This window comes from Streptomyces sp. NPDC046985 (genome assembly GCF_040644415.1).
Lineage (GTDB): Bacteria > Actinomycetota > Actinomycetes > Streptomycetales > Streptomycetaceae > Streptomyces.
Window position 1 is genome coordinate 134254 of the sequence record NZ_JBEYWK010000008.1, and the last position, 25705, is coordinate 159958.

Annotated in this window: 19 protein-coding genes and 3 tRNA genes; 4 read left to right on the forward strand and 18 right to left on the reverse strand. The window is 70.4% G+C overall.

From position 1 onward, the window contains the following. Positions 1–374 precede the first annotated feature (374 nt). From ABZ861_RS12815 to ABZ861_RS12860, 10 genes are all read right to left on the reverse strand, one after another. Positions 375–4274, reverse strand: coding sequence for a DNA-directed RNA polymerase subunit beta' (locus ABZ861_RS12815; protein WP_361628202.1), 3900 nt, complete (start codon positions 4272–4274; stop codon positions 375–377). A gap of 96 nt (positions 4275–4370) precedes the next feature. Beyond that, positions 4371–7856, reverse strand: coding sequence for a DNA-directed RNA polymerase subunit beta (gene rpoB, locus ABZ861_RS12820; RefSeq protein ID WP_361628205.1), 3486 nt, complete (start codon positions 7854–7856; stop codon positions 4371–4373). A gap of 606 nt (positions 7857–8462) precedes the next feature. Then, positions 8463–8849: a 50S ribosomal protein L7/L12 gene (gene rplL / locus ABZ861_RS12825; protein WP_361628208.1), complete on the reverse strand. Its 387-nt coding sequence runs from the start codon at positions 8847–8849 to the stop codon at positions 8463–8465. A gap of 117 nt (positions 8850–8966) precedes the next feature. Next, a complete protein-coding gene (gene rplJ, locus ABZ861_RS12830) occupies positions 8967–9497 on the reverse strand; it encodes a 50S ribosomal protein L10 (RefSeq protein ID WP_361628211.1) in 531 nt (176 codons plus the stop codon). A gap of 427 nt (positions 9498–9924) precedes the next feature. Then, positions 9925–10848 carry a hypothetical protein gene (locus tag ABZ861_RS12835; protein ID WP_361628214.1) on the reverse strand — a complete coding sequence of 308 codons (924 nt, stop codon included), beginning with the start codon at positions 10846–10848 and terminating at the stop codon, positions 9925–9927. Between the two features lie 168 nt (positions 10849–11016). Beyond that, positions 11017–11742, reverse strand: coding sequence for a 50S ribosomal protein L1 (rplA, locus tag ABZ861_RS12840; protein WP_361628217.1), 726 nt, complete (start codon positions 11740–11742; stop codon positions 11017–11019). A 106-nt stretch (positions 11743–11848) separates the two neighbouring features. Next, on the reverse strand, positions 11849–12283 hold the full coding sequence (gene rplK, locus ABZ861_RS12845) for a 50S ribosomal protein L11 (protein WP_361628220.1): 435 nt from the start codon (positions 12281–12283) through the stop codon (positions 11849–11851). A gap of 169 nt (positions 12284–12452) precedes the next feature. Beyond that, positions 12453–13472, reverse strand: a complete 1020-nt coding sequence (gene nusG / locus ABZ861_RS12850) for a transcription termination/antitermination protein NusG (protein WP_361628223.1) — start codon at positions 13470–13472, stop codon at positions 12453–12455. A gap of 80 nt (positions 13473–13552) precedes the next feature. Further along, complete coding sequence (gene secE, locus ABZ861_RS12855; protein WP_361628226.1) at positions 13553–13840, reverse strand: preprotein translocase subunit SecE; 288 nt, start codon at positions 13838–13840, stop codon at positions 13553–13555. Positions 13841–13947: 107 nt separating this feature from the next. Further along, positions 13948–14020, reverse strand: a tRNA-Trp gene (locus ABZ861_RS12860). A 280-nt stretch (positions 14021–14300) separates the two neighbouring features. Between ABZ861_RS12860 and ABZ861_RS12865 the strand changes: the two genes are divergently transcribed. Continuing rightward, positions 14301–15527 (forward strand): pyridoxal phosphate-dependent aminotransferase, encoded by a 1227-nt coding sequence (locus tag ABZ861_RS12865; RefSeq protein ID WP_361628229.1) that lies wholly within the window; start codon positions 14301–14303, stop codon positions 15525–15527. A 136-nt stretch (positions 15528–15663) separates the two neighbouring features. Beyond that, on the forward strand, positions 15664–16704 hold the full coding sequence (locus tag ABZ861_RS12870; RefSeq protein WP_361628232.1) for an adenosine deaminase: 1041 nt from the start codon (positions 15664–15666) through the stop codon (positions 16702–16704). A 202-nt stretch (positions 16705–16906) separates the two neighbouring features. Here the strand turns inward: ABZ861_RS12870 and ABZ861_RS12875 are convergent, their stop codons facing one another. The 6 genes from ABZ861_RS12875 to ABZ861_RS12900 all read right to left on the reverse strand — a co-directional run bounded on the left by ABZ861_RS12875 (position 16907) and on the right by ABZ861_RS12900 (position 19606). Then, positions 16907–17962: a UDP-N-acetylmuramate dehydrogenase gene (locus ABZ861_RS12875; protein WP_361628235.1), complete on the reverse strand. Its 1056-nt coding sequence runs from the start codon at positions 17960–17962 to the stop codon at positions 16907–16909. Positions 17963–18042: 80 nt separating this feature from the next. Beyond that, positions 18043–18471, reverse strand: coding sequence for a MaoC family dehydratase (locus ABZ861_RS12880; RefSeq protein ID WP_361628238.1), 429 nt, complete (start codon positions 18469–18471; stop codon positions 18043–18045). Positions 18472–18478: 7 nt separating this feature from the next. Next, on the reverse strand, positions 18479–18931 hold the full coding sequence (locus ABZ861_RS12885; RefSeq protein ID WP_361628241.1) for a MaoC family dehydratase N-terminal domain-containing protein: 453 nt from the start codon (positions 18929–18931) through the stop codon (positions 18479–18481). Positions 18932–19161: 230 nt separating this feature from the next. Then, a complete protein-coding gene (gene rpmG / locus ABZ861_RS12890) occupies positions 19162–19326 on the reverse strand; it encodes a 50S ribosomal protein L33 (protein WP_003948671.1) in 165 nt (54 codons plus the stop codon). A gap of 89 nt (positions 19327–19415) precedes the next feature. Then, positions 19416–19488: transfer RNA gene (locus ABZ861_RS12895), tRNA-Met, on the reverse strand. 45 nt (positions 19489–19533) lie between these two features. Further along, positions 19534–19606, reverse strand: a tRNA-Thr gene (locus ABZ861_RS12900). Between the two features lie 547 nt (positions 19607–20153). Between ABZ861_RS12900 and ABZ861_RS12905 the strand changes: the two genes are divergently transcribed. Then, complete coding sequence (locus ABZ861_RS12905; RefSeq protein WP_361628648.1) at positions 20154–21434, forward strand: amidohydrolase family protein; 1281 nt, start codon at positions 20154–20156, stop codon at positions 21432–21434. Positions 21435–21903: 469 nt separating this feature from the next. Continuing rightward, positions 21904–22560 (forward strand): SDR family oxidoreductase, encoded by a 657-nt coding sequence (locus tag ABZ861_RS12910; RefSeq protein WP_361628244.1) that lies wholly within the window; start codon positions 21904–21906, stop codon positions 22558–22560. A gap of 251 nt (positions 22561–22811) precedes the next feature. On the opposite strand, the gene ABZ861_RS12915 is transcribed toward ABZ861_RS12910, so the two are convergent. Both ABZ861_RS12915 and ABZ861_RS12920 read right to left on the reverse strand, forming a co-directional pair. Continuing rightward, positions 22812–23024, reverse strand: coding sequence for a hypothetical protein (locus tag ABZ861_RS12915; protein WP_361628651.1), 213 nt, complete (start codon positions 23022–23024; stop codon positions 22812–22814). A gap of 105 nt (positions 23025–23129) precedes the next feature. Beyond that, positions 23130–25595, reverse strand: a complete 2466-nt coding sequence (locus ABZ861_RS12920) for a hypothetical protein (protein WP_361628247.1) — start codon at positions 25593–25595, stop codon at positions 23130–23132. Between the last annotated feature and the right edge of the window lie 110 nt (positions 25596–25705).

The following is a 25705-nucleotide window of genomic DNA, read 5'->3' on the forward strand; positions in this document are numbered from 1 at the left end:
CCCCGACACGCCAGACGTTTTTTACCACCTGATCACGTTTCGCTACGGATGTCGACCCCCGTGGACGCCGGTCCGCGATCCCGCGGCGGCGGCGGCCGCCGCCTGCGCGTCCCGCCGTGCGGGCGGTGAGGCGCCCGCCAGGTCCGTTGTGCCGCCCGAGGCCGCCCGAGCGGCACGGCCAAGGCGCCGGGCCGCCTGAGAAGCCGCTCAGGCCGCCCCACGGGCGTCCGGGGCCGCTCGGCCGTCCTCTCCCTCCCGCGCCGCCCCTTCCTCCCGCGCCGGACCTCCCCCGCCGGCGCCCCGGGCGGGACACGCCGAAGGGCGGCCACCCCGTACGGGACGGCCGCCCTTCAGTGCGTCAGACGCGCACCCGCTTACTGGTTGTACGGACCGTAGTCGTAGTCCTCCAGCGGAACGGCCTGGCCGGAGCCGGTGCCGAACGGCGAGTAGTCGATGTCGTCGTAGCCGACGGCCGAGTACATCGCGGCCTTGGCCTCCTCGGTCGGCTCGACCCGGATGTTGCGGTAGCGGGACAGGCCCGTGCCGGCCGGGATGAGCTTGCCGATGATGACGTTCTCCTTGAGGCCGATCAGGGAGTCGGACTTGGCGTTGATCGCCGCGTCCGTCAGGACCCTGGTCGTCTCCTGGAAGGACGCCGCCGACAGCCAGGACTCGGTCGCCAGCGAGGCCTTGGTGATGCCCATGAGCTGCGGACGACCGGAGGCCGGGTGACCGCCCTCTTGGACCACACGACGGTTCTCGTGCTCGAACTTCGTGCGCTCGACCAGCTCGCCGGGCAGCAGCTCGGCGTCGCCGGACTCGATGATCGTCACGCGGCGGAGCATCTGCCGGATGATGATCTCGATGTGCTTGTCGTGGATCGACACGCCCTGCGAGTTGTAGACCTTCTGGACCTCGCCGACCAGGTGGACCTGGACGGCGCGCTGACCCAGGATGCGCAGCACGTCGTGCGGGTTGGTGGCGCCCACGGTGAGCTTCTGGCCCACCTCGACGTGGTCGCCCTCGCCCACCAGCAGACGGGCGCGCTTGGAGATCGGGAAGGCCGTCTCGTCGCTGCCGTCGTCCGGCGTGATGACGATCTTCTTGGTCTTCTCGGTCTCCTCGATGCGGACCCGGCCGGCCGCCTCGGAGATCGGCGCGACGCCCTTGGGCGTACGGGCCTCGAACAGCTCGACGACACGCGGCAGACCCTGGGTGATGTCGTCACCGGCCACACCACCGGTGTGGAAGGTGCGCATCGTGAGCTGGGTGCCGGGCTCGCCGATGGACTGGGCGGCGATGATGCCGACCGCCTCGCCGATGTCGACCAGCTTGCCGGTGGCGAGCGAACGGCCGTAGCACATGGCGCAGGTGCCGACCGCGGACTCGCAGGTCAGGATCGAGCGGGTCTTGACCTCCCCGACGCCCTGGAGGATCAGCTCGTCGATGAGCACGTCGCCCAGGTCGGTGCCGGCCGGGGCCAGCACCTTGCCGTCGACGACGATGTCCTCGGCGAGGCACCGGGCGTACACCGACGTCTCGACGTTCTCCGCCTTCTGCAGCACGCCCGCGGCGTCGCGCTCGCCGATGACGAGCTTGAGGCCGCGCTCGGTGCCGCAGTCCTCCTCGCGGATGATGACGTCCTGGGAGACGTCGACCAGACGACGGGTGAGGTAGCCGGAGTCGGCGGTGCGCAGCGCGGTGTCCGCCAGACCCTTACGGGCGCCGTGCGTGGAGATGAAGTACTCCAGCACGGACAGGCCCTCGCGGAAGGACGCCTTGATCGGACGCGGGATGGTCTCGTTCTTCGCGTTCGACACCAGACCGCGCATGCCCGCGATCTGCCGCATCTGCATCATGTTTCCTCGGGCGCCCGAGTCGACCATCATGAAGATGGGGTTGGTCTTGGGGAAGTTCTCGTTCATCGCCTCGGCGACCTCGTTGGTCGCCTTGGTCCAGATCGCGATGAGCTCCTGCGTGCGCTCTTCCTTGGTGATCAGACCGCGCTCGTACTGCTTCTGGACCTTCTCGTCCTGCGCCTCGTAGCCCTTGACGATCTCCTTCTTCGCCTCGGGGACGACGACGTCGGAGATGGCCACGGTGACGCCGGAACGGGTCGCCCAGTAGAAGCCGGCCGCCTTCAGGTTGTCGAGCGTCGCCGCCACGATGACCTTGGGGTAGCGCTCGGCCAGGTCGTTGACGATCTCGGAGAGCTGCTTCTTGCCCACCGAGTAGTCGACGAACGGGTAGTCCTCGGGCAGCAGCTCGTTGAAGAGCGCGCGGCCCAGCGTGGTGCGCAGGCGGAACGAGTCCCCCTGCTGCCACTCGGGCTCGCCCTCCTCGCGCTCCGGCGGGGTCCAGCCGCGCGGCGGGATGGTGCCCACCGGGAAGCGGATGTCGATCGGCGACTGGAGCGCCAGCTCGCCCGCGTCGAACGCCATGATCGCCTCGGCCGTGGAACCGAACGCGCGGCCCTCGCCCTTGGTGTCCCGCAGCTCGCCGTCGGTGGTGAGGAAGAACAGACCGAGGACCATGTCCTGGGTCGGCATCGTCACCGGACGGCCGTCGGCGGGCTTCAGGATGTTGTTCGAGGACAGCATCAGGATGCGGGCCTCGGCCTGCGCCTCCGCGGACAGCGGCAGGTGCACGGCCATCTGGTCGCCGTCGAAGTCCGCGTTGAACGCGGTGCAGACGAGCGGGTGGATCTGGATGGCCTTGCCCTCGACGAGCTGCGGCTCGAAGGCCTGGATGCCGAGGCGGTGCAGCGTGGGCGCGCGGTTCAGCAGAACCGGGTGCTCCGCGATGACCTCTTCCAGCACGTCGTACACGACCGTGCGGCCGCGCTCGACCATGCGCTTGGCGCTCTTGATGTTCTGCGCGTGGTTCAGGTCGACCAGGCGCTTCATCACGAACGGCTTGAACAGCTCCAGCGCCATCGCCTTGGGCAGACCGCACTGGTGCAGCTTGAGCTGCGGGCCGACGACGATGACGGAACGCGCCGAGTAGTCGACTCGCTTGCCGAGCAGGTTCTGCCGGAAGCGGCCCTGCTTGCCCTTGAGCATGTCGGACAGCGACTTCAGCGGACGGTTGCCGGGGCCCGTGACCGGGCGGCCGCGGCGGCCGTTGTCGAAGAGCGCGTCGACGGCTTCCTGGAGCATGCGCTTCTCGTTGTTCACGATGATCTCGGGCGCGCCGAGGTCGAGAAGCCGCTTCAGGCGGTTGTTGCGGTTGATGACGCGGCGGTACAGGTCGTTCAGGTCGGAGGTCGCGAAGCGGCCGCCGTCGAGCTGCACCATCGGACGCAGGTCCGGCGGGATGACCGGGACGCAGTCCAGGACCATGCCCTTGGGGCTGTTGGACGTCTGGAGGAACGCGGAGACGACCTTCAGCCGCTTCAGGGCGCGGGTCTTCTTCTGGCCCTTGCCGGTGCGGATGATCTCGCGGAGGCGCTCGGCCTCCTCCTCGAGGTCGAAGGACTCCAGGCGCTTCTGCAGCGCCGCGGCGCCCATCGAGCCGTCGAAGTACGTGCCGAAGCGGTCGCGCAGCTCGCGGTAGAGCAGCTCGTCGCCCTCCAGGTCCTGGACCTTGAGGTTCTTGAAGCGGGCCCACACCTCGTCGAGGCGGTCGATCTCGCGCTGCGCGCGGTCGCGGAGCTGCTTCATCTCGCGCTCGGCGCCCTCGCGCACCTTGCGGCGCACGTCGGCCTTGGCGCCCTCGGCCTCCAGCTCGGCCAGGTCGGTCTCGAGCTTCTTGGCGCGGGCCTCCAGGTCGGCGTCGCGGCGCTGCTCGATGTGCTGGCGCTCGACGGAGACGTGGGCCTCCAGCGAGGGCAGGTCGCGCGTGCGGCGCTCCTCGTCGACGTACGTGATCATGTACGCCGCGAAGTAGATGACCTTCTCGAGGTCCTTGGGAGCCAGGTCGAGCAGGTAGCCCAGCCGGCTCGGGACGCCCTTGAAGTACCAGATGTGCGTGACGGGGGCGGCCAGCTCGATGTGGCCCATCCGCTCACGGCGCACCTTGGCGCGGGTGACCTCGACGCCGCAGCGCTCGCAGATGATGCCCTTGAAGCGGACGCGCTTGTACTTGCCGCAGTAGCACTCCCAGTCCCGGGTGGGGCCGAAGATCTTCTCGCAGAAGAGTCCGTCCTTTTCCGGCTTGAGGGTGCGGTAGTTGATGGTCTCGGGCTTCTTGACCTCGCCGTGGCTCCACTGACGGATGTCGTCAGCGGTGGCCAGGCCGATCCGGAGCTCGTCGAAGAAGTTGACGTCGAGCACTATGCGTCAATCCCTCTCAGGGTCGTGAGTCATTGGTCTGAAACGGGGGCCTGGGGGTCGGCGGGCCTCCTGGTGAGGAGGCCCGCCGGACTCCCGTCAGACCTCTTCGACGCTGCTCGGCTCGCGCCGGGACAGGTCGATGCCGAGCTCCTCCGCAGCGCGGAAGACATCCTCGTCGGTGTCACGCATCTCGATGGACATGCCGTCGCTGGACAGCACCTCCACGTTCAGGCAGAGAGACTGCATCTCCTTGATGAGCACCTTGAAGGACTCGGGGATGCCAGGCTCGGGGATGTTCTCGCCCTTGACGATGGCCTCGTAGACCTTCACGCGGCCGGTGACGTCGTCGGACTTGATGGTCAGCAGCTCCTGGAGGGCGTAGGCGGCGCCGTACGCCTCCAGTGCCCACACCTCCATCTCGCCGAACCGCTGGCCGCCGAACTGGGCCTTACCGCCCAGCGGCTGCTGGGTGATCATCGAGTAGGGGCCGGTCGAGCGGGCGTGCAGCTTGTCGTCGACCAGGTGGTGCAGCTTCAGGATGTACATGTACCCGACCGAGATCGGGTCCGGGAACGGCTCACCGCTGCGGCCGTCGAACATCCGCGCCTTGCCGGTGGGGAGCACCATGCGCTCGCCGTCCCGGTTCGGGATGGTGTGCTGGAGCAGACCGGCCAGCTCGTCCTCCCGGGCGCCGTCGAACACCGGGGTGGCGACGTTGGTGCCGGGGTCGACCTGGTCGGCGCCGATGGCCTGGAGGCGCTGGGCCCAGTCCTCCGCGAGGCCGGAGACGTCCCAGCCGCGGCTGGCGAGCCAGCCGAGGTGGATCTCCAGGACCTGTCCCGGGTTCATCCGGGACGGGACGCCCAGCGGGTTGAGGATGATGTCGACCGGGGTGCCGTCCTCCAGGAACGGCATGTCCTCGATCGGCAGGATCTTGGAGATGACGCCCTTGTTGCCGTGCCGGCCGGCGAGCTTGTCGCCGTCGGTGATCTTGCGCTTCTGCGCGACGTAGACGCGGACCAACTGGTTCACGCCGGGCGGCAGTTCGTCGCCCTCCTCGCGGTCGAAGACGCGCACGCCGATGATCTTGCCGATCTCGCCGTGCGGCACCTTCAGCGAGGTGTCGCGGACCTCGCGGGCCTTCTCGCCGAAGATCGCGCGCAGCAGGCGCTCCTCCGGGGTCAGCTCGGTCTCGCCCTTCGGGGTGACCTTGCCGACCAGGATGTCGCCCGCGACGACCTCGGCGCCGATGCGGATGATGCCGCGCTCGTCGAGGTCGGCGAGGACCTCCTCGGAGACGTTCGGGATGTCCCGGGTGATCTCCTCGGGGCCGAGCTTGGTGTCACGGGCGTCGACCTCGTGCTCCTCGATGTGGATCGAGGAGAGGACGTCGTCCTGCACGAGGCGCTGCGACAGGATGATCGCGTCCTCGTAGTTGTGACCCTCCCACGGCATGAACGCGACGAGCAGGTTCTTGCCGAGCGCCATCTCGCCGTTCTGGGTGGCCGGGCCGTCGGAGAGCACCTGGCCCTCGATGACGCGGTCGCCCTCGTTGACGATGACCTTCTGGTTGACCGAGGTGCCCTGGTTGGAGCGGGCGAACTTGGCCAGCCGGTAGGTGATGTAGGTGCCGTCGTCGTTGGCGGTGGTGATGTAGTCGGCGGAGACCTCCTGGACCACGCCGGCCTTCTCGGCCTTGACCACGTCGCCGGCGTCGACCGCGGAGCGGTACTCCATGCCGGTGCCGACGAGCGGCGCCTCGGACTTGATGAGCGGCACGGCCTGGCGCATCATGTTCGCGCCCATCAGGGCGCGGTTGGCGTCGTCGTGCTCCAGGAACGGGATCATGGCGGTCGCGACCGACACCATCTGGCGCGGCGAGACGTCCATGTAGTCCACGTCGCCGCCGGCGACGTAGTCGACCTCGCCGCCGCGGCGGCGGACCAGCACGCGGTTCTCGGTGAAGCGCATGTCGTCGTTGAGCGTGGCGTTGGCCTGCGCGATGACGAAGCGGTCCTCCTCGTCGGCGGTCAGGTAGTCCACCTCGTCGGTGACCTGGCCGTCGACGACCTTGCGGTACGGCGTCTCGACGAACCCGAACGCGTTGACCCGGCCGTAGGAGGCGAGCGAGCCGATCAGGCCGATGTTCGGGCCTTCCGGCGTCTCGATCGGGCACATGCGGCCGTAGTGCGAGGGGTGCACGTCACGGACCTCGAAGCCGGCCCGCTCACGGGAGAGGCCGCCGGGGCCGAGCGCCGACAGGCGGCGCTTGTGGGTGAGACCCGACAGCGGGTTGTTCTGGTCCATGAACTGCGAGAGCTGGCTGGTGCCGAAGAACTCCTTGATGGAGGCGACGACCGGCCGGATGTTGATCAGGGTCTGCGGCGTGATCGCCTCGACGTCCTGCGTGGTCATGCGCTCGCGCACGACGCGCTCCATACGGGCGAGACCCGTGCGGACCTGGTTCTGGATCAGCTCGCCGACGCTGCGCAGGCGGCGGTTGCCGAAGTGGTCGATGTCGTCGGTCTCGACGACGATCGCCTGGCCGCTGTCGCCGACGGTCTCCGTCTCACCGGCGTGCAGCTTCACCAGGTACTTGATCGTCGAGATGACGTCCTCGACGGTCAGGACGCCGGCCTCGAGCGGGGCGTCGGCGCCGAGCTTCTTGTTGACCTTGTAGCGGCCGACCTTGGCGAGGTCGTAGCGCTTGTGGTTGAAGTACAGGTTCTCCAGCAGCGTCTGCGCGGCCTCGCGCGTGGGGGGCTCGCCCGGACGCAGCTTGCGGTAGATGTCGAGCAGCGCGTCGTCCTGGCCCTGGGTGTGGTCCTTCTCCAGGGTGGCGCGCATCGACTCGTACTGGCCGAACTCCTCGAGGATCTGCTCGTTGGTCCAGCCGAGCGCCTTGAGCAGGACGGTGACGGACTGCTTGCGCTTGCGGTCGATGCGGACGCCGACCATGTCGCGCTTGTCGATCTCCATCTCCAGCCAGGCGCCCCGGGACGGGATGATCTTGGCGGAGAAGACGTCCTTGTCGGAGGTCTTGTCGATGGAGGAGTCGAAGTAGACGCCGGGGGAACGGACGAGCTGCGACACCACGACGCGCTCGGTGCCGTTGATGACGAAGGTGCCCTTGTTCGTCATGAGCGGGAAGTCGCCCATGAAGACGGTCTGGGACTTGATCTCGCCGGTCTCGTTGTTGGTGAACTCGGCCGTGACGAAGAGCGGGGCGGCGTAGGTGAAGTCGCGCTCCTTGCACTCGTCGATCGAGTTCTTCGGAGGCTCGAAGCGGTGGTCGCGGAACGTCAGCGACATCGACCCGGAGAAGTCCTCGATCGGGGAGATCTCCTCGAAGATCTCCTCAAGACCGGACTTGGTGGGGACGTCCTGACCAGACTCCAGAGCCGCCTCGACGCGAGCCTTCCAGGCGTCGTTGCCGAGCAGCCAGTCGAAGCTCTCGGTTTGCAGCGCGAGGAGGTTCGGAACCTCGAGGGGCTCCTTGATCTTTGCAAAAGAGATGCGCAGCGGGGCGGTGCTGGCGCCGTTGTTCGTATTCGCGGTCGAGGCAGTGCGCGAGGCGGCCAAGAGGGGGTCCTTCCGAGGGCTCGGACTCACTACGCGCGTACCGGTCCCTCTCCCGCACACCGGGGCGGACAGTGCCTCGAATGGCCGAAAGGCCAGCTCAGGCGTGGTCTGCTCATCGATGCTGAGGTGAGGGCATGCCCCTGGTGACGGGCAGGGGACAGCTAACAGGCAGCGCAAAGGGACAGTGTAGCCACACGGCTCACTGATGTCCAGTGCGGGTTTTCCAAGACCCTCGTCGTCGTCACCGCCTGCGGCAAGTCGCCCTCAATGCACGTTGATACTGCCCTCTTCGTCGCCGATCCATGCCTCGGATGCGGATCGTCGTCACGACGCGTCCTGAGAATTGCGCGCTGCGTGCCGTTCGTCAAGGCCCCGCATACCCGAACCGGATGCCGCACTCGTCACGTGCGGCCTGTCTCCGGCGGCTCTCCAGCCAGAACGAAGATCACCCTACCCCGCCCCGTCACCGGAGCAAGGCCGCCACAACCGGCCCCGGGAACGCCCAAGAGCGACCACCCGGATGGATGATCGCTCTTCGGTGCGTTCGCGTTACAGCCCCAGCGGGCCGACGTCAGCGCGCGCGGGAGTCCTGGCGGACCCGTGAGGTCACTTGACCTCGACGGAGGCGCCGGCGCCCTCGAGGGCCTCCTTGGCCTTGGCCGCGGCCTCCTTGTTGACCTTCTCGACGACGGCCTTCGGCGCACCGTCGACCAGGTCCTTGGCCTCCTTCAGGCCGAGGGAGGTCAGCTCGCGGACGACCTTGATGACCTGGATCTTCTTGTCGCCGGCGCCCGTGAGGATGACGTCGAACTCGTCCTGCTCCTCGACGGCCTCGGCGGCGCCGCCGGCGGCGCCGCCCGCGACGACGACCGGGGCGGCCGCGGCGGCGGTGACGTCGAACTTGTCCTCGAACGCCTTCACGAACTCGGAGAGCTCGATGAGGGTCATCTCCTCGAACTGCGCGAGCAGGTCTTCCTGGGTGAGCTTCGCCATGACGGGCGATCCTTCCACTAATTCGGCAGGTGCCGGATGTACATGAATGGCGGGCGTACGTCGGCCCGCTGTGACCCGTGCCGCCGGACGGCGGAGCGGATCAGAAAGCGAGCCGAGTTACTCGGCACCGCCCTGCTCGGCCTGCTTGGCGCGCAGCGCGTCCACGGTGCGGACGAGCTTCGACGGCAGCGCCTGGAAGACGGAGGCAGCCTGGGACTGCTTCCCCTTGAATGCGCCGGCCAGCTTGCTGAGCAGAACCTCACGGGACTCGAGGTCCGCGAGCTTCTTGATCTCGTCGGCGGACAGCGCCTTGCCGTCAAGGACACCGCCCTTGATGACGAGATTCGGGTTGTCCTTGGCAAAGTCACGGAGACCCTTCGCCGACTCCACCGGGTCACCGGTGACGAAGGCGACAGCCGTCGGACCGTTGAACAGGTCGTCCAGCGTCGTGATCCCGGCCTCGTTGGCCGCAATCTTGGTCAGCGTGTTCTTCACCACGGCGTACTGGGCGTTCTCACCGAGCGAACGGCGCAGCGTCTTGAGCTGCGCCACGGTGAGACCGCGGTACTCGGTCAGCACGGCAGCGCTGGAGTTGCGGAACTGCTCCGTCAACTCCGCCACTGCGGCAGCCTTTTCGGGCGTCGCCATAGAGCCTCGGCCTCCTTCCGGGTGATTCTGACCGCGCGGACCCGAAGGAGGACTGGGGAAACGAAACGCCCCGGCGCAGGCGCACGGGGCGGACTCGACCGGGCGTGCGCACGGCAAGTGCGCGCACTCCGGGAGTTCTTCCACGGTCACCTGCGCGGGTCGCCCGCATTTCAGCGGATCCTTCGGCCACCGCGCCCTCTCACGAGCGCACGGCAACGACCAGCGGTCTTTGGCTTCGGGTGAGAGAGTACGGGACCCGGTCGCCGTCGGGCAAATCGACCGGCGCGGGGCCCGCCGTCCCCCCGACCGGCGCCGGAGGCGCCGCTCCCCCGCCCCGCCGTCCCCCCGACCGGCGCGGGGGCCGCCGCCCCGCCGTCGCTCCCGTGCTCGCCGGCGACGGGAGGAACTCCCGGGGCGCGGCCCCTCGTCAGGAAGACGGATGAGCGCGCCTCATCGCGGCGAGGGTCTTCATGAAGTCGGTGAAGTTCTCGGTGTCGTCGGCCCGGGGCGCCGCGGCGGAGACCGGGGTCCCGTAGTCGGTGTAGTAGGCGGTGACGGTCATGGGGCCGACCATCGGGCCCTTCGTGAACCGCGCCTTCTGCGTCTGCTTGACCATCAGGTTCTGGTCGTCGATCCAGACGTCCACATGCTCCGCGGTGACGCCGGACTCCTCCAGTTGCTTCTTCGCCTTCGCGAGCTGGGCCGCGCTCAGCCTGTGGCTCGTTCTGCTCATCATGTCGCCGACGTTCAGCGTGCCCGCGTAGTGCGTGGTGTGCTGTCCCTCGACCGTCTCCTCGCCGACCTTCTTCACCTGGCCGGAGGCCAGCAGCATGGTGACCGGCTCTTTCGGCGCGGTGCTCCGCATCTGGTCCTTCAGGTAGGCCCCGGAGCCGCCGCCTATCTTGGCGAGGTCGTCGTAGGCGTACTCGAGCCAGTGCTTGCCGCCGAGCACGGAGGCGAGCTTGTCGCCCATGTTCACGTAGAAGCCGTCCGGCAGGTAGCGGGTCTCCAACGAGGAGTTGCCGGTCGCGCGCATCGCGTCGGCCATCTTGCCGCCGGTGTAGGCGATGTTCATGGTGCCCCGGATGCCCCGGCTCCAGGACATGGAACCGCTCGCGGTCATCGAGAACGCGGAGCCGAGGGTCATGGTGGAGCGCACCTTGGCGGACTCCGCCTTGTCGGTGGACGTCTCGGCGGTGCGCAGGGCGGCTATCGGGCTGACGCGCACCGGGCGCCGCCCGGCCGCCTTGCCGCCCTCCCCCGCGTCCGAGGCGCCGCACGCGGCCACGCCGGCCAGCGCCGACGCCACCGCGATCGAGAGCGTCACCCGGCGCACGGTCGTGCTGTTCATCTCTTCTCCCACCCCTATGCGAGTCCCGTGCCCGCACCGTAGAGCAGGCCACTGACAGCCGTACGAAGGCCGTACGGACAAAAGACGGATCCCGCACCTGGAAGGTTGCGGGATCCGTCCCTTGGACTGCTCGCGTGCCCGACGCGGCCAGCGGAAGAAGCGCTGGGCTCAGACCGCGGCCGGGTCCTCCTCGACGAGGAGGTTGCGGGTGCGGTTCGGGTCGATCGGGATGCCGGGGCCCATCGTGGTGCTGAGCGCGGCCTTCTTGATGTAGCGACCCTTGGCGGCGGACGGCTTCAGACGGAGGATCTCCTCCAGCGCGGCGCCGTAGTTCTCCACCAGCTTGCTGTCGTCGAACGACGTCTTGCCGATGATGAAGTGCAGGTTCGAGTGCTTGTCGACCCGGAACTCGATCTTGCCGCCCTTGATCTCGGTGACGGCCTTGGCGGTGTCGGGGGTGACGGTGCCGGTCTTCGGGTTCGGCATCAGACCGCGGGGGCCGAGGACGCGGCCGAGGCGGCCGACCTTGCCCATGAGGTCCGGGGTGGCGACGACGGCGTCGAAGTCCAGACGGCCCTTCGCCACCTCGTCGATCAGCTCGTCGGCGCCGACGATGTCGGCGCCCGCGGCACGCGCGGCCTCGGCACGGTCACCGGTCGCGAAGACCAGGACCCGGGCGGTCTTGCCGGTGCCGTGCGGGAGGTTCACGGTGCCACGGACCATCTGGTCGGCCTTGCGCGGGTCGACGCCCAGACGGAAGGCGACCTCGACGGTGCCGTCGAACTTGGTCGTGGAGGTCTCCTTGGCGAGACGGACGGCCTCGAGCGGGGCGTACTGCTTCTCCCGGTCGACCTTGGCGTCCGCAGCGCGGAGAGCCTTGCTGCGCTTGCTCACAACTGCTCCTGAGTGTTCGGAGAGGAGGCGTGGTACGGGCCGAGCAGGCCCTGCCACGTGCGGCGGCGCGATCGGACGACCGCGGCCGCGGGGGTACGGCGGGGACTCAGCCCTCGACGGTGACGCCCATGGAACGGGCGGTGCCGGCGATGATCTTCGACGCGGCGTCCAGGTCGTTGGCGTTGAGGTCGGGCAGCTTGGTCTGGGCGATCTCGCGGACCTGCGCCTCGGTGATCTTGGCGACCTTGGTCTTGTGCGGCTCGCCGGAGCCCTTGTCCACGCCCGCGGCCTTGAGGATCATCTTCGCGGCCGGCGGAGTCTTGGTGATGAAGGTGAAGGAGCGGTCCTCGTAGACCGTGATCTCCACCGGGATGACCCAGCCGCGCTGCGACTCGGTCGCGGCGTTGTAGGCCTTGCAGAACTCCATGATGTTGACGCCGTGCTGACCCAGCGCCGGACCGACCGGCGGGGCCGGGTTCGCCGCACCGGCGTTGATCTGGAGCTTGATGAGCCCCGTGACCTTCTTCTTCTTGGGAGGCATTGCTCTCCGGGTCCTTTCGATTCGGGTCCTGCCCGCGCTCGGGGGACAACCCGGACGCAGGCATACCGCGCAACGATAACGGGTATAGCTGCGCGGCTGAAAACCGCGCAGGTCAGGCAGGCTGCGAAAGCCTGCCTGACCTGCGCGGAAGCGGTGGGTCCAGAGAGAACTAGTTCTTCTGGATCTGGTCGAACGACAGCTCGACCGGGGTCTCGCGACCGAAGATCTCGACCAGGCCCTTGACCTTCTTCGAGTCGGCGTTGATCTCGTTGATGGTCGCCTGGAGCGTGGCGAACGGGCCGTCGGTGACGGTGACCGAGTCGCCGACCTCGAAGTCCAGCACCTGGACCTCGACCTTGCGCTGCGGGACCGGCTTGCCCTCGGCCTCGGCGGCCTCGCGGGCGGCCTTCTCCTCCGCCTCCGGGGCGAGCATCTTCACGATCTCGTCCAGGGACAGCGGGTAGGGGTCGTAGGCGTTGCCGACGAAGCCGGTGACGCCCGGGGTGTTGCGCACGACGCCCCAGGACTCGTTCGTCAGGTCCATGCGGACGAGGACGTAACCGGGCAGCTTGTTCTGCCGGACGGTCTTGCGCTCGCCGTTCTTGATCTGGACGATCTCTTCCTCGGGCACCTCGGCCTGGTAGATGAAGTCCTCGACGTTCAGCGAGACGGCGCGCTGCTCCAGGTTGGCCTTCACGCGCTTCTCGTAACCGGCGTAGGTGTGGATCACGTACCACTCGCCGGGCAGCGTGCGCAGCTCCTCGCGGAGCCTGGTGACCGGGTCCACCTCGGGCTCGGGCTCGGACTCCTCCGCTTCCTCCGCGGCGGCCTCGGCCTGCTCGCCCTCGACGGCCTCACCGGCTTCGGCGTCCTCGGCGGCCTCGCCGGAATCGGTGCCCTCGCCAGAATCGGCGGCCTCGCCAGACTCGACGTCCTCGCCGGCCTCTGTGTCCTCGTCGGCCTGCGTGTCCTCATCAGCCTCGGCGGCGCCTTCGTGGACGGCCCCGGCTTCCCCGACGGCCTCGTCCTCGACGTGGACGGCGGCCTCCTCGGCCGGCTCGTCCGCGGCGGCCTCAACCGCCCCGGAGGTCTCAGCCTCGTCGACCTCGTCCGCACCTTCGGCGCTGTCGAGCTCGTCATCCACGGACTCGGTCGGCTCGATGGCGTGGTTCAGGTTCGGGTCAGACACGGTGGCTGCTTCTTCCTGGATACAAGGGGTGGAACATGCGAAAACGGGCGCCGATGACCACGGCGCCCTTCGCTCTGGACTCAGCCGAAGACGTACTTGGCCGCGTGGTTGAGTCCATAGTCAATCACGGTCACCAAAGCGATCATGATGGCGACGAAGAAGATCACAACGGTGGTGTACGACGTGAGCTGGTTCCGCGAGGGCCAGACGACCTTGCGCAGCTCCGCGACGATCTGGCGGTAGAAGAGCGCGAGGCGCTTGAGCGGGCCCTTCTTGCCGCGCTTGCCGCCCTTACGGGGCTTCTTCTGGGCCTCTGTCAGCTCATCCTGGGCATCAGGCGTGTCGATGGAGCCCACGGCGTCCGTCATGCGTCCTCACCTGATTCCGGGTCGTGGCCGTGCCGCGCCCGGTCGAGCCGCACGGCGATGCATAGCTGTACGTACATGCGCACACATCTTGGCGACGATGTGTGTAGCAGGGCCGGAGGGACTTGAACCCCCAACCGCTGGTTTTGGAGACCAGTGCTCTACCAATTGAGCTACGACCCTTTGTGTGCCCCCAACGTACCGCATGCGGCCGGATGCTTGGTGTGCACCGGGCGCGACGGCCGCCGGAGGTCGACGAGGTGAGAGTGTACGTGGTCCGGAGCCGGTCGTCGAACAGAAAGCGTCCGGCGCTGGTCGCCGCTTCTGCGGACCGCGGCGGCGGAGGACCGAAGATCGCCTGGCCGGGGCCTGGACGCGGACGGCTGTTCGCGGCGCGGACCGGTCCCGTCCAGTCCGCGAAACCTGTGTGCCCGGGGTGTTTCCGGTCTGGAACGATGGCGGTATGAGCGCTGCAACCCCTCCTGCCGAGCGCCGGGTCTCCGCCCGCGTCGGCGCGATCTCCGAGTCCGCCACCCTCGCCGTGGACGCCAAGGCCAAGGCCCTGAAGGCCGCCGGGCGCCCGGTGATCGGCTTCGGCGCCGGCGAGCCCGACTTCGCGACCCCGGACTACGTCGTCGCGGCCGCCGTCGAGGCCTGCAAGAACCCGAAGTACCACCGCTACACGCCGGCCGGCGGCCTGCCCGAGCTGAAGGCCGCCCTCGCCGCGAAGACGCTGCGCGACTCCGGCTGGGAGCCGGAGGTCTCGCAGATCCTGGTCACCAACGGCGGCAAGCAGGCCATCTACGAGGCGTTCGCCGCGATCCTCGACCCCGGCGACGAGGTCATCGTGCCGGCCCCGTACTGGACGACGTACCCGGAGTCGATCCGGCTGGCCGGCGGCGTCCCGGTCGACGTCGTCGCCGACGAGACCACCGGCTACCGGGTCACGGTCGAGCAGCTCGAGGCCGCCCGCACCGAGAAGACCAAGGTCGTCCTCTTCGTCTCGCCGTCCAACCCGACCGGCGCCGTGTACCCGCGGGAGGAGACCGAGGCGATCGGCCGCTGGGCGCTGGAGCACGGCCTGTGGGTGCTGACGGACGAGATCTACGAGCACCTGGTGTACGGCGACGCGGAGTCGGCGTCCCTGCCCGCGCTGCTGCCCGAGCTGCGCGACAAGTGCATCGTCGTCAACGGCGTGGCCAAGACGTACGCCATGACCGGCTGGCGGGTGGGCTGGGTCATCGGCCCGAAGGACGTGGTCAAGGCCGCGACCAACCTCCAGTCGCACGCGACCTCCAACGTCTCGAACGTCGCCCAGGCGGCCGCGCTCGCCGCCGTCTCCGGCGATCTGGAGGCGGTGGCCGAGATGCGCACGGCCTTCGACCGGCGCCGCCGGACCATCGTGCGCATGCTCAACGAGATCGACGGCGTGCTCTGCCCCGAGCCGGAGGGCGCATTCTACGCCTACCCGTCGGTGAAGGCGCTGCTCGGCAAGGAGATCCGCGGCAAGCGCCCGCAGGACACGGTGGAGCTGGCCGCGCTGATCCTGGAGGAGGCCGAGGTCGCCGTCGTCCCGGGTGAGGCGTTCGGCACACCGGGCTACCTGCGCCTGTCCTACGCCCTCGGCGACGAGGATCTGGTGGAGGGCGTGAGCCGGCTCCAGAAGCTGCTGGCGGAGGCCAGGGACTGACCCTCCCGGCCCGCCCACGGGGCCGCCCGCCGACACCGGCGGGCGGCCCTTCTCGTCGCTGGTTCGTTTGTGCGAGCAAGACTGCGAACGGGGAACCGGCTACCGGTCGGGGCCCCGCGTGCGGCAGGATCCTGGGATGGAGCGTGTACGTGATGTCTCTGAGCTGCCGAAGGCGCATCTGCATCTGCACTTCACCGGGTCGATGCGGCCCGCCACCCTGCTGGAGCTGGCCGACAAGTACGGCGTGCGGCTGCCCGAGGCGCTGACCGAGGCCGTGTTCAGCGGCGAGCCGCCGAAGCTGCGGGCCACGGACGAGCGGGGCTGGTTCCGCTTCCAGCGGCTGTACGACGCCGCGCGCTCCTGCCTGCGGGCGCCGGAGGACATCCAGCGGCTGGTCAGGGAGGCCGCCGAGGAGGACGTCAGGGACGGCTCGGGCTGGCTGGAGATCCAGGTCGACCCGACCTCGTACGCTCCCCGGCTGGGCGGGCTGATCCCGGCGCTGGAGATCATCCTGGACGCGGTGGACGCGGCGTCCCGGGAGACCGGCCTGGGCATGCGCGTGCTGGTGGCGGCGAACCGGATGAAGCACCCCCTGGACGCCCGCACCCTGGCCCGCCTGGCCGTCCGCTACCGGGACAGGGGCGTGGTCGGCTTCGGGCTGTCCAACGACGAGCGCCGGGGCATGGCCCGGGACTTCGACCGCGCGTTCGCGATCGCACGCGAGGGCGGCCTGTTCGCCGCCCCGCACGGCGGCGAGCTGGCGGGGCCGTCCTCGGTCCGGGACTGCCTCGACGACCTGCACGCCCAGCGGGTGGGCCACGGGGTGCGCGCCGCGGACGACCCGCGCCTGATGCGGCGTCTCGCCGAGCGGGGCGTGACCTGCGAGGTGTGCCCGTCCTCGAACGTGGCCCTCGGCGTCTACGAGAAGCCGGAGGACGTCCCCCTGCGCACGCTGTACGAGGCGGGCGTCCCGATGGCCCTGGGCGCCGACGACCCGCTGCTCTTCGGCGCGCGGCTGGCGGCCCAGTACGACATCGCCCGCCGCTGCCACGCCTTCGCCGACGCGGAGCTGGCCGAGCTGGCCCGCCAGTCGATCCGCGGCTCGTCGGCCCCCGAGGACGTGCGCACGAAGCTGCTGTCGGGCGTGGACGACTGGCTGAACGCCCCGGTCGGCTGACCGTCACCAGGGGTGACCTCACCTGGGGATCCGGGGGGCGGTGCGGGTCGCGCTGAGGCCGTGGGCGTAGCTGGGGGCGGCGGGGGACGGGCGGACGGGCGGCCGCCAGTGGACGGGCGGCCGCTGGCGCTCGGGCAGCCCCCGGTGGACCGGCGGCCGCCGGTCTGCACGGCGCTCGCCGCGCGGACCCGCGCGCGCCGGTCTACAGGCTCACGCCCACCGTCACCGGCTCGTTGACGAGTGTGACGCCGAACGCGTCGCGGACCCCGGCCACCACCTCGCGGGCCAGGGCCAGCAGATCCTCCGTGGTCGCCTCGCCCCGGTTGGTCAGGGCGAGCGTGTGCTTGGTGGAGATCCGGGCGGGGCCGGCGCCGTAGCCCTTGGCGAAGCCCGCCCGGTCGATCAGCCAGGCCGCCGAGGTCTTGGTGCGCCCCGGGCCCGCCGGGTACGCGGGCGGCTCGGCGCCCTCGCCCAGCCGCTCCCCCACCCGTGCGCGGAACGCGGCGAAGTCGGCGTCGTCGAGGATCGGGTTGGTGAAGAAGGAGCCGGCCGACCAGGTGTCGTGGTCCTCGGGGTCCAGCACCATGCCCTTGCCGGCGCGCAGCTTCAGCACGGTGTCGCGGGCGGCGGCCAGCGGGACGCGGTCGCCCGCCTCCACGCCCAGCGCGCGAGCCGTCTCGGCGTACTTGAGGGGCGCCGACAGCCCGCCGGCGTCTTCGAGGCGGAAGCGGACGCGCAGCACGACGTAGCGCTCGGGCTCGGCCTTGAAGCGGCTGTGGCGGTAGGAGAACGCGCACTGCTCGTTGGTCAGCGTCACCGTCTCGCCCGCCGCGCGGTCGTAGGCGACGACCTCGGTGAGCGTGGCGGAGACCTCCTGGCCGTAGGCCCCGACGTTCTGGATCGGGGTCGCGCCCGCGGAGCCGGGGATGCCCGCCAGGCATTCGACGCCCGCGAGGCCGGCCTCGACGGTGCGGGCGACGGCGTCGCTCCACACCTCGCCGGCGGCCAGCTCCAGCGCGGTCCCGTCGAGTGCGACGCCGCGGGTGGCGATGTGCAGCGCGGCGCCGTCGAAGCCCTTGTCGCCGATGACCAGGTTCGAACCGCCGCCGATCACCAGCAGCGGGGTTCCGGCGGCGTCGGCCTCGCGGACCGCGTCGATCACCTCGGCGTCGGTGACCGCGGTGATCAGCCGGGTCGCGGGGCCGCCCAGCCGGAAGGTGGTCAGCGGGGCCAGGGGCGCGTCGTGGAGTTCCAGCACGCGCCCAAGACTACGAGACCCCGCAGGCGGCGCCCGCACGCGACGGCGCCGGGCGCCGAGGGCGGGCGCCGCCGCGGCCGTCAGGCCAGCCGGACGACCGCCCGGGACATCCCGAGGACCTTCTGGCCCTCGCACACGGCGGTCAGGTCGACCCGCACGGTGTGGTCGTCGAGCTTGGCGGCGACCTTGCCGGCGACCTCGATCAGGGCGCCCTTGTCGTCGTTGGGGACCACGACGGGCTTGGTGAACCGCACGCCGTACTCCACGACGGCGCCGGGGTCCCCCGCCCAGTCGGTGACCACGCGGATCGCCTCGGCCATGGTGAACATGCCGTGCGCGATCACGTCGGGCAGGCCGACCTCGGTGGCGAACTTCTCGTTCCAGTGGATCGGGTTGAAGTCCCCGGAGGCGCCCGCGTACCGCACGAGGGAGGCGCGGGTCATGGAGAAGGTCTGCGGCGGCAGCTCGGCGCCGACCTCGACGTCGTCGTAAGCGATCTTCGCGGTCATCGGTTCCTCACGCCCCCTCGGCGGCGCGGGCCACCAGCTTGGTCCAGGCGGTCACGACGTGCTCGCCCGCCGCGTCGTGCACCTCGCCGCGGATGTCCAGGACGTCGTTGCCGGCCAGCGACTTGATCGAGTCGATGGTCGAGGTGACGGTCAGCCGGTCGCCCGCGCGCACCGGCCGGGTGTAGGCGAACCTCTGGTCGCCGTGCACCACGCGGCTGTAGTCGAGGCCGAGCTGCGGGTCCTGGACGACCTGGCCGGCGGCCTTGAAGGTGATCGCGAACACGAAGGTGGGCGGGGCGATGACCTCGGGGTGGCCGAGGGCCCGCGCGGCCTCGGCGTCCGTGTACGCCGGGTGGGCGTCCCCCACCGCCTCCGCGAACTCGCGGATCTTCTCCCGGCCCACCTCGTAGGGGGCGGTGGGCGGATAGGACCGCCCCACGAAGGACTGGTCGAGCGCCATGGCCCGGCACCTCCTGCTGTCGCTGCTGTCGCACTGTCGTTGCTGTCGCGCTGTCGCCGCTGTCGCGCTGCCGTCGTCGTCGCGCTGTCGTCGGTCGCGCTTCTCGGCGGGTCCGCCGCTCCGTCGCCGCCGCCGGGTGTCGGCCGCCGGTTCGGGTGGTGCGGAGGAACCGATGAAACAGCATGAGGCCGCCCCCCGGTGTGGGGGACGGCCTCACGCATCAATCTGATTTATCGCGTCTCGCGGTGCGCAGTGTGCGCGTTGCAACGCGGGCAGTGCTTCTTCATCTCAAGACGGTCCGGGTTGTTACGCCGGTTCTTCTTGGTGATGTAGTTCCGCTCCTTGCACTCCACGCAGGCCAGCGTGATCTTCGGGCGGACGTCGGTGGCAGCCACGTGAGTGCTCCTTGACGAACAGATGGGCTAGTACAACGCATGAAAGAGTAGCCGATCGAAGGACCGAACCCGCAATCGGCTACTGTCAGTAGCGGTGACCGGACTTGAACCGGTGACACAGCGATTATGAGCCGCTTGCTCTACCGACTGAGCTACACCGCTTTGATGAGATCGGCCCCGCCTCGCGACGGGGACCTCTCACACCAGAGCCCCAAAACGGAATCGAACCGTTGACCTTCTCCTTACCATGGAGACGCTCTGCCGACTGAGCTATTGGGGCGAGCGAGGAAGACATTACACGCTCCGCGGCTGTTCGCCCAAATCCGTTCCGCGCCCCCTCGCGTCCAGCCGCGGCGGCCCCGACCCCGCTGGCCACGCCGGTACGACTATTGCGCTCCTCCCCGGTCCCGCGCGGCGGCCGCCCTAGGCTCGACTCACTCTGCGTGATCTTGCATGACGCGGCGCGCGTCACGTCGCGTGATCTTGCGTGACGCGGCGCGCCGCGTGATCCGCGCCGTCCGCGCCACCCGCCTCGTCCGTCCCCCTGGCGTACCTGGAGTGCGATGCCCCCCGGCCAGCAGCCGCCCCCGCCCTCGTCTCCGGCCTCCGGCGCACCGGACCCGGACGGACCGCCGGGACCGGACGGACCGCCGGGACCGGACGGACCGCGGGTACGGCCGGGGTGGCCGGTACGACCGGGGTCGCCGGGGTCGCCGGGAGGGCCGGGGGCGCCGGGAGGGCCGGGGTCGCCGGGACCGCTCGGGCCCGCAGGGCCGCCGGGATCGTCGGGCGCGTCGGGGTCCTCGGGGCAGCCGGACCCGGAAGGGCTGCTGTTGTGCGGGGCGCGGCTGACCGACGGGCGGACCGTGGACGTACGGCTGGCCGGGGGCCGTATCGAGGCGGTCGGCACGGCCGGCAGCCTCGGCCCGGCCGACGGCCGCATCGAGGCCGCCGGCCCTGGCCGGTCCCCGGGCCCCGGCCGGTCCGGTGCGTCTGAGTCCGGCCGGTCCGGCCGGACGGGCGGAGCGCCCGACGGCGGCGCCCGCGTCGACCTCACCGGCTACCTGCTCCTGCCGGCCCCGGCCGAGCCGCACGCGCACGCCGACACCGCCCTGACCGGCGACACCGGCGGCCCGGTGTCCTACGAGCCGGACGACGTCCAGCGCCGGGCGACCGAGGCGGCCCTGCTCCAGCTCGGCCACGGGGCGACCGCCCAGCGCGCGCATGTGCGGGTGGGCGACGTGCAGGGGCTGGGCGCGCTGACGGCGGTCCTGCGCGCGCGGCGGGCGCTGCGCGGACTGGCCGAGCTGACCGTCGTGGCGGTGCCGCGCGTGCTGACCGGGGTGGCCGGGGCGGACGGGCTGGCGGTCCTGCGGGACGCGGTGAAGATGGGCGCCTGCGCGGTGGGCGGCTGCCCGGACGTCGACCCCGACCCCACCGGCTACGTGGAGGCGGTCCTGGAGGTCGCCTCCGAGCACGGGCGCCCGGTCGACCTGCACACCGACGGCAGCGACCCGGCCCGGCTCACGCGCATCGCGGCGATGGCGGGCGGCCTGCGCCCCGGGGTGACGCTGGGCCCGTGCGGCGGCCTGGCCCGGCTGCCCGCGGAGGCCGCCGCGCGGGTGGCCGATCAGTTGGCCGCGGCCGGGGTGACCGTGGTGTGCCTGCCGCAGGGCGGCTGCGCGGGCGCCGAGGCGCCTGGGACGGCGCCGGTGCGGCTGCTGCGGGCGGCGGGGGTGCGGGTGGCCGCCGGGAGCGGCGCCCTGCGGGACCTGTGCAATCCGGTGGGGCGCGGCGACCCGCTGGAGGCCGCCTACCTGCTGGCCTCGCGCCACGGGCTGCGCCCCGAGGAAGCGTATGACGCGGTGAGCGCGTCGGCGCGCGCGGCGCTCGGTCTGCCCGAGGTGCGCGTGGAGGCCGGCTTCCCGGCCGAGCTGCTCGCCGTGCGCGGCACGCGGCTCGCGGGGGCGCTGTCGCTGGCGTACAGCCGGATCGTGGTGCACGCCGGACGCGTGGTGGCGCGGACCAGCGCGGTACGGGAGTTCTGCGCCTCGGCGGCGGCGGTGGAACTGGGGCTGCCACGGCAGGGACGGAGCGAGCCGTCGTGAGGGGCGCGGGGGCGGGGCGAGGTCGGGGGGTGCTGGAGCGGGGCGAGCTGTCGGGGGGTGCTGGAGCGGGGCGAGTCGTCGTGAGCGGCGCCGCGCCGGGGCGGGGGGAGCTGTCGTGAGGGGCGCCGGAGCGTGGCGAGCGGTGCCCGCGCGGGGCCGGGCGAGCTGTACTAGAGCGGCATCCGGAGCACGGCGAGCTTTCGCGCGCGGCGCCGCGCCGGGGCGAGGCGGGGCGGGGAGAGCTGTCGTGAGCGGCACCGGGGCGTGGCGAGCCGTCGCGAGCGGGTGCCCGCGCGGGGCGGGCGAGCCGCACTAGAGCGGCATCCGGAGCGCGGCGAGCTTTCGTGCGCGGCGCCGGAGCGAGTGCGCGGGAGGCGGGAGTTGGGCGCGGCGGTGTGCGCCTGGGTGCGTCTGAGCGCGTCGCCGGGTCGTGCGGCGGACGGCGCCGTGCGGGCGTACGGTCGGAAGCATGCGCATTGTCATCGCCGGGGGTCATGGTCAGATCGCGCTGCGGCTGGAGCGGTTGCTCGCCGCGTGCGGTGACGAGGCGGCGGGCATCGTCCGGGACGCCGCCCAGAGCGACGACCTGCGGGCGGCCGGCGCCGAACCGATCGTGCTCGACCTGGAGTCGGCCTCGGTCGAGGAGGTCGCGGAGCGGCTGCGGGGCGCCGACGCGGCGGTGTTCGCCGCAGGCGCCGGCCCCGGCAGCGGCACGGCCCGCAAGGACACCGTCGACAAGGGCGCGGCGGTGCTGTTCGCGGACGCCGCGGTGCGCGCGGGCGTACGGCGCCTGGTGGTCGTCTCCTCGATGGGCGCGGACGCGCGGCACGAGGGCGACGACGTCTTCGACGTGTACCTGCGGGCGAAGGGCGCGGCGGACGACCACGTGCGCGGCCTGGATGCCCTGGACTGGACGATCCTGCGCCCCGGCGCGCTCACGGACGAGCCCGGCACCGGGCACGTCCGCCTGGAGGCCCGCACCGGTCGCGGCCCGGTCCCCCGCGACGACGTGGCGACGGTCCTCGCCGAACTGGTGGACACCCCGGCGACGACCGGCCTGACCCTGGAACTGATCAGCGGCCCGACCTCGGTGTCGGTGGCGGTGAAGTCGGTCGCGGGGAACTGATGCGGCTGCGCCGCCGGGCGGGGCGGCGGCCCGCCCGGCGGGAAAACTTAGGGCGGCGGGCGCGGCGGCGGCGGCTGACGGTAGCCGGGCGGCTCGGCAGGGTTCGGGTTACGGGGGCCGGGCAGCACAGCGGACGGATGCTCAGGCTGGCGGCCGCCGGACGGCTCAGTGGGCATCCGAAGTGACGGCGGCCGGGCGGCGCGGCGGACAGTCGAAATGGCGGCACCGACCGAACGGAACGCCGGGTCGGTTCAGAAGAGCGCGAGCTGACCGGGAAAGTCAGGCAACGCGTACCCGTCCAACGAGGACTGTGCCGCACCGAGTTGCGCCGGTTGGCGCGAGCCGGGGCAGGACGTCAGCCCGCCGCTCCCGCGTGCGCCGGGCGGATCGTGCCGTGCGAACCGCCCGGCGACGACGGCGATCTCGCGACGGCACGCGGGGCAGATCCTGCGACGCGCGGACAGGCTGCTGGTCATGAACCCAGTGTGCACCCGGGCACTGACAGCGGTCCCCCTGCGCCCAGGGCCGCCTTTCTCGTGCGAACCCGTACCCGAGCGCGCCGACATAGGTCACGGATGATGCTGTGCTGCGAGGTGCTGCTGGAGATGGGGGATTCGGAAGATGAGATGGGGTCCTCGCTGGTGGAGGATTTCGCATTCGTGGAGGAGATCGAAGAAATTGACGATCCGCCAGGGCATCCGCCGCCGCAGAGCGAAGTAAGCACAGCACCATGCGTAGCTGAGCCAAGCGGTGTTGAAGGCGGCCACGATGACGCCCAAGGTCGCTCCGAACAGCAGCCCGTCCATCGGCTTGGGCCAGTCGGACGACGCTTCGATCGGCGTGACGAGAAAACGCAGGAATCCACCGAGGAAGGCGAGCCCGAGCGTGCTGAAGGAACCCACCAGGACGACGGATGTCACGGCCAGAGCCTGATCGCGGCGATAGAGGAGAAAGAAACCCGCGGTCGGCTTCGGCGGCGGCTGATTCCACCATTGGATCAGCCCGGCGACGATTCCGATGGGAATTCCCGCGGTCACGGCGAAGGCGAGTGCCACGCGTATTCCGTGGCCCGCCGTGCCGAATACGCCCCCGATGACGCCGCCTCCGACGCCGACCAGACACGCCGCCGTGAGCGCCGCCGCGAAGTGGGGCAGCTTCGGCCCACGATCCGTGGTCCACCTGAAGTCGGCGGTGGACGGCAGCAGGTGCTCCCGGGGGGTGGTGAGAATCCGTGCCGAAACCGCGGCCACCAGCACGGCCGACATGACGCCGGGGAATCCCCGCTGCGCGTCGTGGGGAAGGCCGACGGCGGCGACTGCGGCGACACCGCCTCCGGCGCTCGCTCCGATCGCCACCACCGCGAGCAGGCAGCGCACGGCGGAGTCGACCAGGAAGTCCCGCAGGAGGAAGACCAAAGCGACCGGCGGGCCGATCTCCGCCGCGTCCGTCACCGCGACGTCGATCCCCCGCAGCCGCCAGCCAAGGCACAGGATCACCACGCACACGCCGACCAGAGCCACAGGCGCCGCGTAACAGGTCCGCACTCCGCGTCCCGCCCCCAGGACGACCCCCGTGACGATGCCGACGGCGAAGCCGCGTGTGAGTCCGTCCGGCATGTGCAGGCACAACCGGTACGCGGGCACCGCGACGAACATGGCGCCGATCCCGAACAGCGCCGGCGGCACCCTGGTGTACAGACGCCACCAGGCCAGGGCATGGGCGGGGGCGGTCGTGGTGGGCAGGCGGTCGAACCGGCTCAGCACGCCCGTCGCGGCCGGCAGCGTACGGTTCATCTCGTGGGCCAGAAAACGTAGTTGGCCCAGTACCCGGGCGCGGCGGCGTGGAGAGTCGATCTGGCTGCGGAGCCGCTGGTCCACAAAGGTCTCCAGCAGCAGTCGCCGTCCCGCCTCGCCGCCGTGCAGCAGGACCTCCGCATAAAGTTCTTGGGGCAGCTCGGGACGCGGCAGCTTCGCCCGGACCGCGCCCGTCAGCAGCAGGTCCAGGTACAGAGGCGACCTCATGAGGTCCGTCAGCTCAGGAAGCGCGTGCGTGTCCAGGGCGTGCAGGAGATTCGTCCAGTACGGCTGCTCGGTCGCCGCGTCGAGGGAGCTGGTGCGCTCGGTGAGGTAGCGCCAGGCCGCCGTTCGCGTCGGCCGCTGCAACTCCAGGACGCTGACGTCGGCCAGCTTCAGCGGAACGTGCAGGGGCTGCGAGAGGATGAACAAGGGAATCCCCTCGATGGCGTTGATCTCCGCGAGGGCTTGATCCTGTGCCGTGTCGCGGATCTCGTCGAATCCGTCGAGTATCAGCATCACGCGGTCGGACGCCTTGAGCCTTCTGAGGAGGTTGTCCCGTTCGTAGCGGGGCCCGCGCCGAACAGACTGACGCCGGGGGCTTCTTGCGGAGTGCCAGGCCAGTTGCCGCAGGCAGGGGTACATACCCGAGACCTGCCGATCGAACCAGTCGGCGAAGCCCTCCTCGCGAGGGCTCCAGGAGGCGAGGGGCAGATACAGGGGGATGGGGGCATCGGCTCTGGCGTTCAGGCCGTTCGTCAGGAGAAGCGCGAGCACGGTCTTGCCCATCCCGCTCTCGGCGCTGAGGAAAGTACGACGCCTCGTCTCGGCTTGCTGGAACTGTGCGAGTCGCTCGGCGCAGTGCGTGACGGACCATGCGCCTTCACCGGCAGCCGGGGCGAGGCGAATGGCCCCCGAGGCGCCGTCTCGAAGGGTCAGGGGGATGAGGTCGCGGGTGTCGATGTCCGCCCACTGCTTCTGGGAGTCCAGAAACTCGCTGACGTTCTCCCGTAGCGATGTGAGCCACTCGTCAGCGGGAGGATCTGTCTTCTGGAGCGTAGGCAGAAGGCCCAGACTTCCGAGAACAGTGACGAAGTAGGAAAGCACCGAGGAGACCTGGTCGCTGTTTCCCAGACCGTACTTCGTCTGACTGTAGAGGATGCCCAGCGCGCCGAGTGCGACCAGGATCCATGAAACGCGTGTGCGCAACCTTTTGGCCCGCGTGGAATGCAGATGAATCATGCGGCCCCCCGCATTGCGATCTCTACGCTGCCTGCCCCCAACCAAGGGCTAATACCCCGAATGAGAGCGCTCAACCAGAAGCCCGGTTCGCATTTCTACGGACCGTCTTG

Bases quoted from the DNA above. Each gene is read 5' to 3' on its own strand.
- rplL (WP_361628208.1), bottom strand. From the start codon at position 8,849: ATGGCGAAGCTCACCCAGGAAGACCTGCTCGCGCAGTTCGAGGAGATG.
- rplJ (WP_361628211.1), bottom strand. From the start codon at position 9,497: ATGGCGACGCCCGAAAAGGCTGCCGCAGTGGCGGAGTTGACGGAGCAG.
- ABZ861_RS12835 (WP_361628214.1), bottom strand. From the start codon at position 10,848: ATGAACAGCACGACCGTGCGCCGGGTGACGCTCTCGATCGCGGTGGCG.
- rplK (WP_361628220.1), bottom strand. From the start codon at position 12,283: ATGCCTCCCAAGAAGAAGAAGGTCACGGGGCTCATCAAGCTCCAGATC.
- secE (WP_361628226.1), bottom strand. From the start codon at position 13,840: ATGACGGACGCCGTGGGCTCCATCGACACGCCTGATGCCCAGGATGAG.
- ABZ861_RS12865 (WP_361628229.1), top strand. From the start codon at position 14,301: ATGAGCGCTGCAACCCCTCCTGCCGAGCGCCGGGTCTCCGCCCGCGTC.
- ABZ861_RS12870 (WP_361628232.1), top strand. From the start codon at position 15,664: ATGGAGCGTGTACGTGATGTCTCTGAGCTGCCGAAGGCGCATCTGCAT.
- ABZ861_RS12880 (WP_361628238.1), bottom strand. From the start codon at position 18,471: ATGACCGCGAAGATCGCTTACGACGACGTCGAGGTCGGCGCCGAGCTG.
- ABZ861_RS12885 (WP_361628241.1), bottom strand. From the start codon at position 18,931: ATGGCGCTCGACCAGTCCTTCGTGGGGCGGTCCTATCCGCCCACCGCC.
- ABZ861_RS12910 (WP_361628244.1), top strand. From the start codon at position 21,904: ATGCGCATTGTCATCGCCGGGGGTCATGGTCAGATCGCGCTGCGGCTG.
- ABZ861_RS12920 (WP_361628247.1), bottom strand. From the start codon at position 25,595: ATGATTCATCTGCATTCCACGCGGGCCAAAAGGTTGCGCACACGCGTT.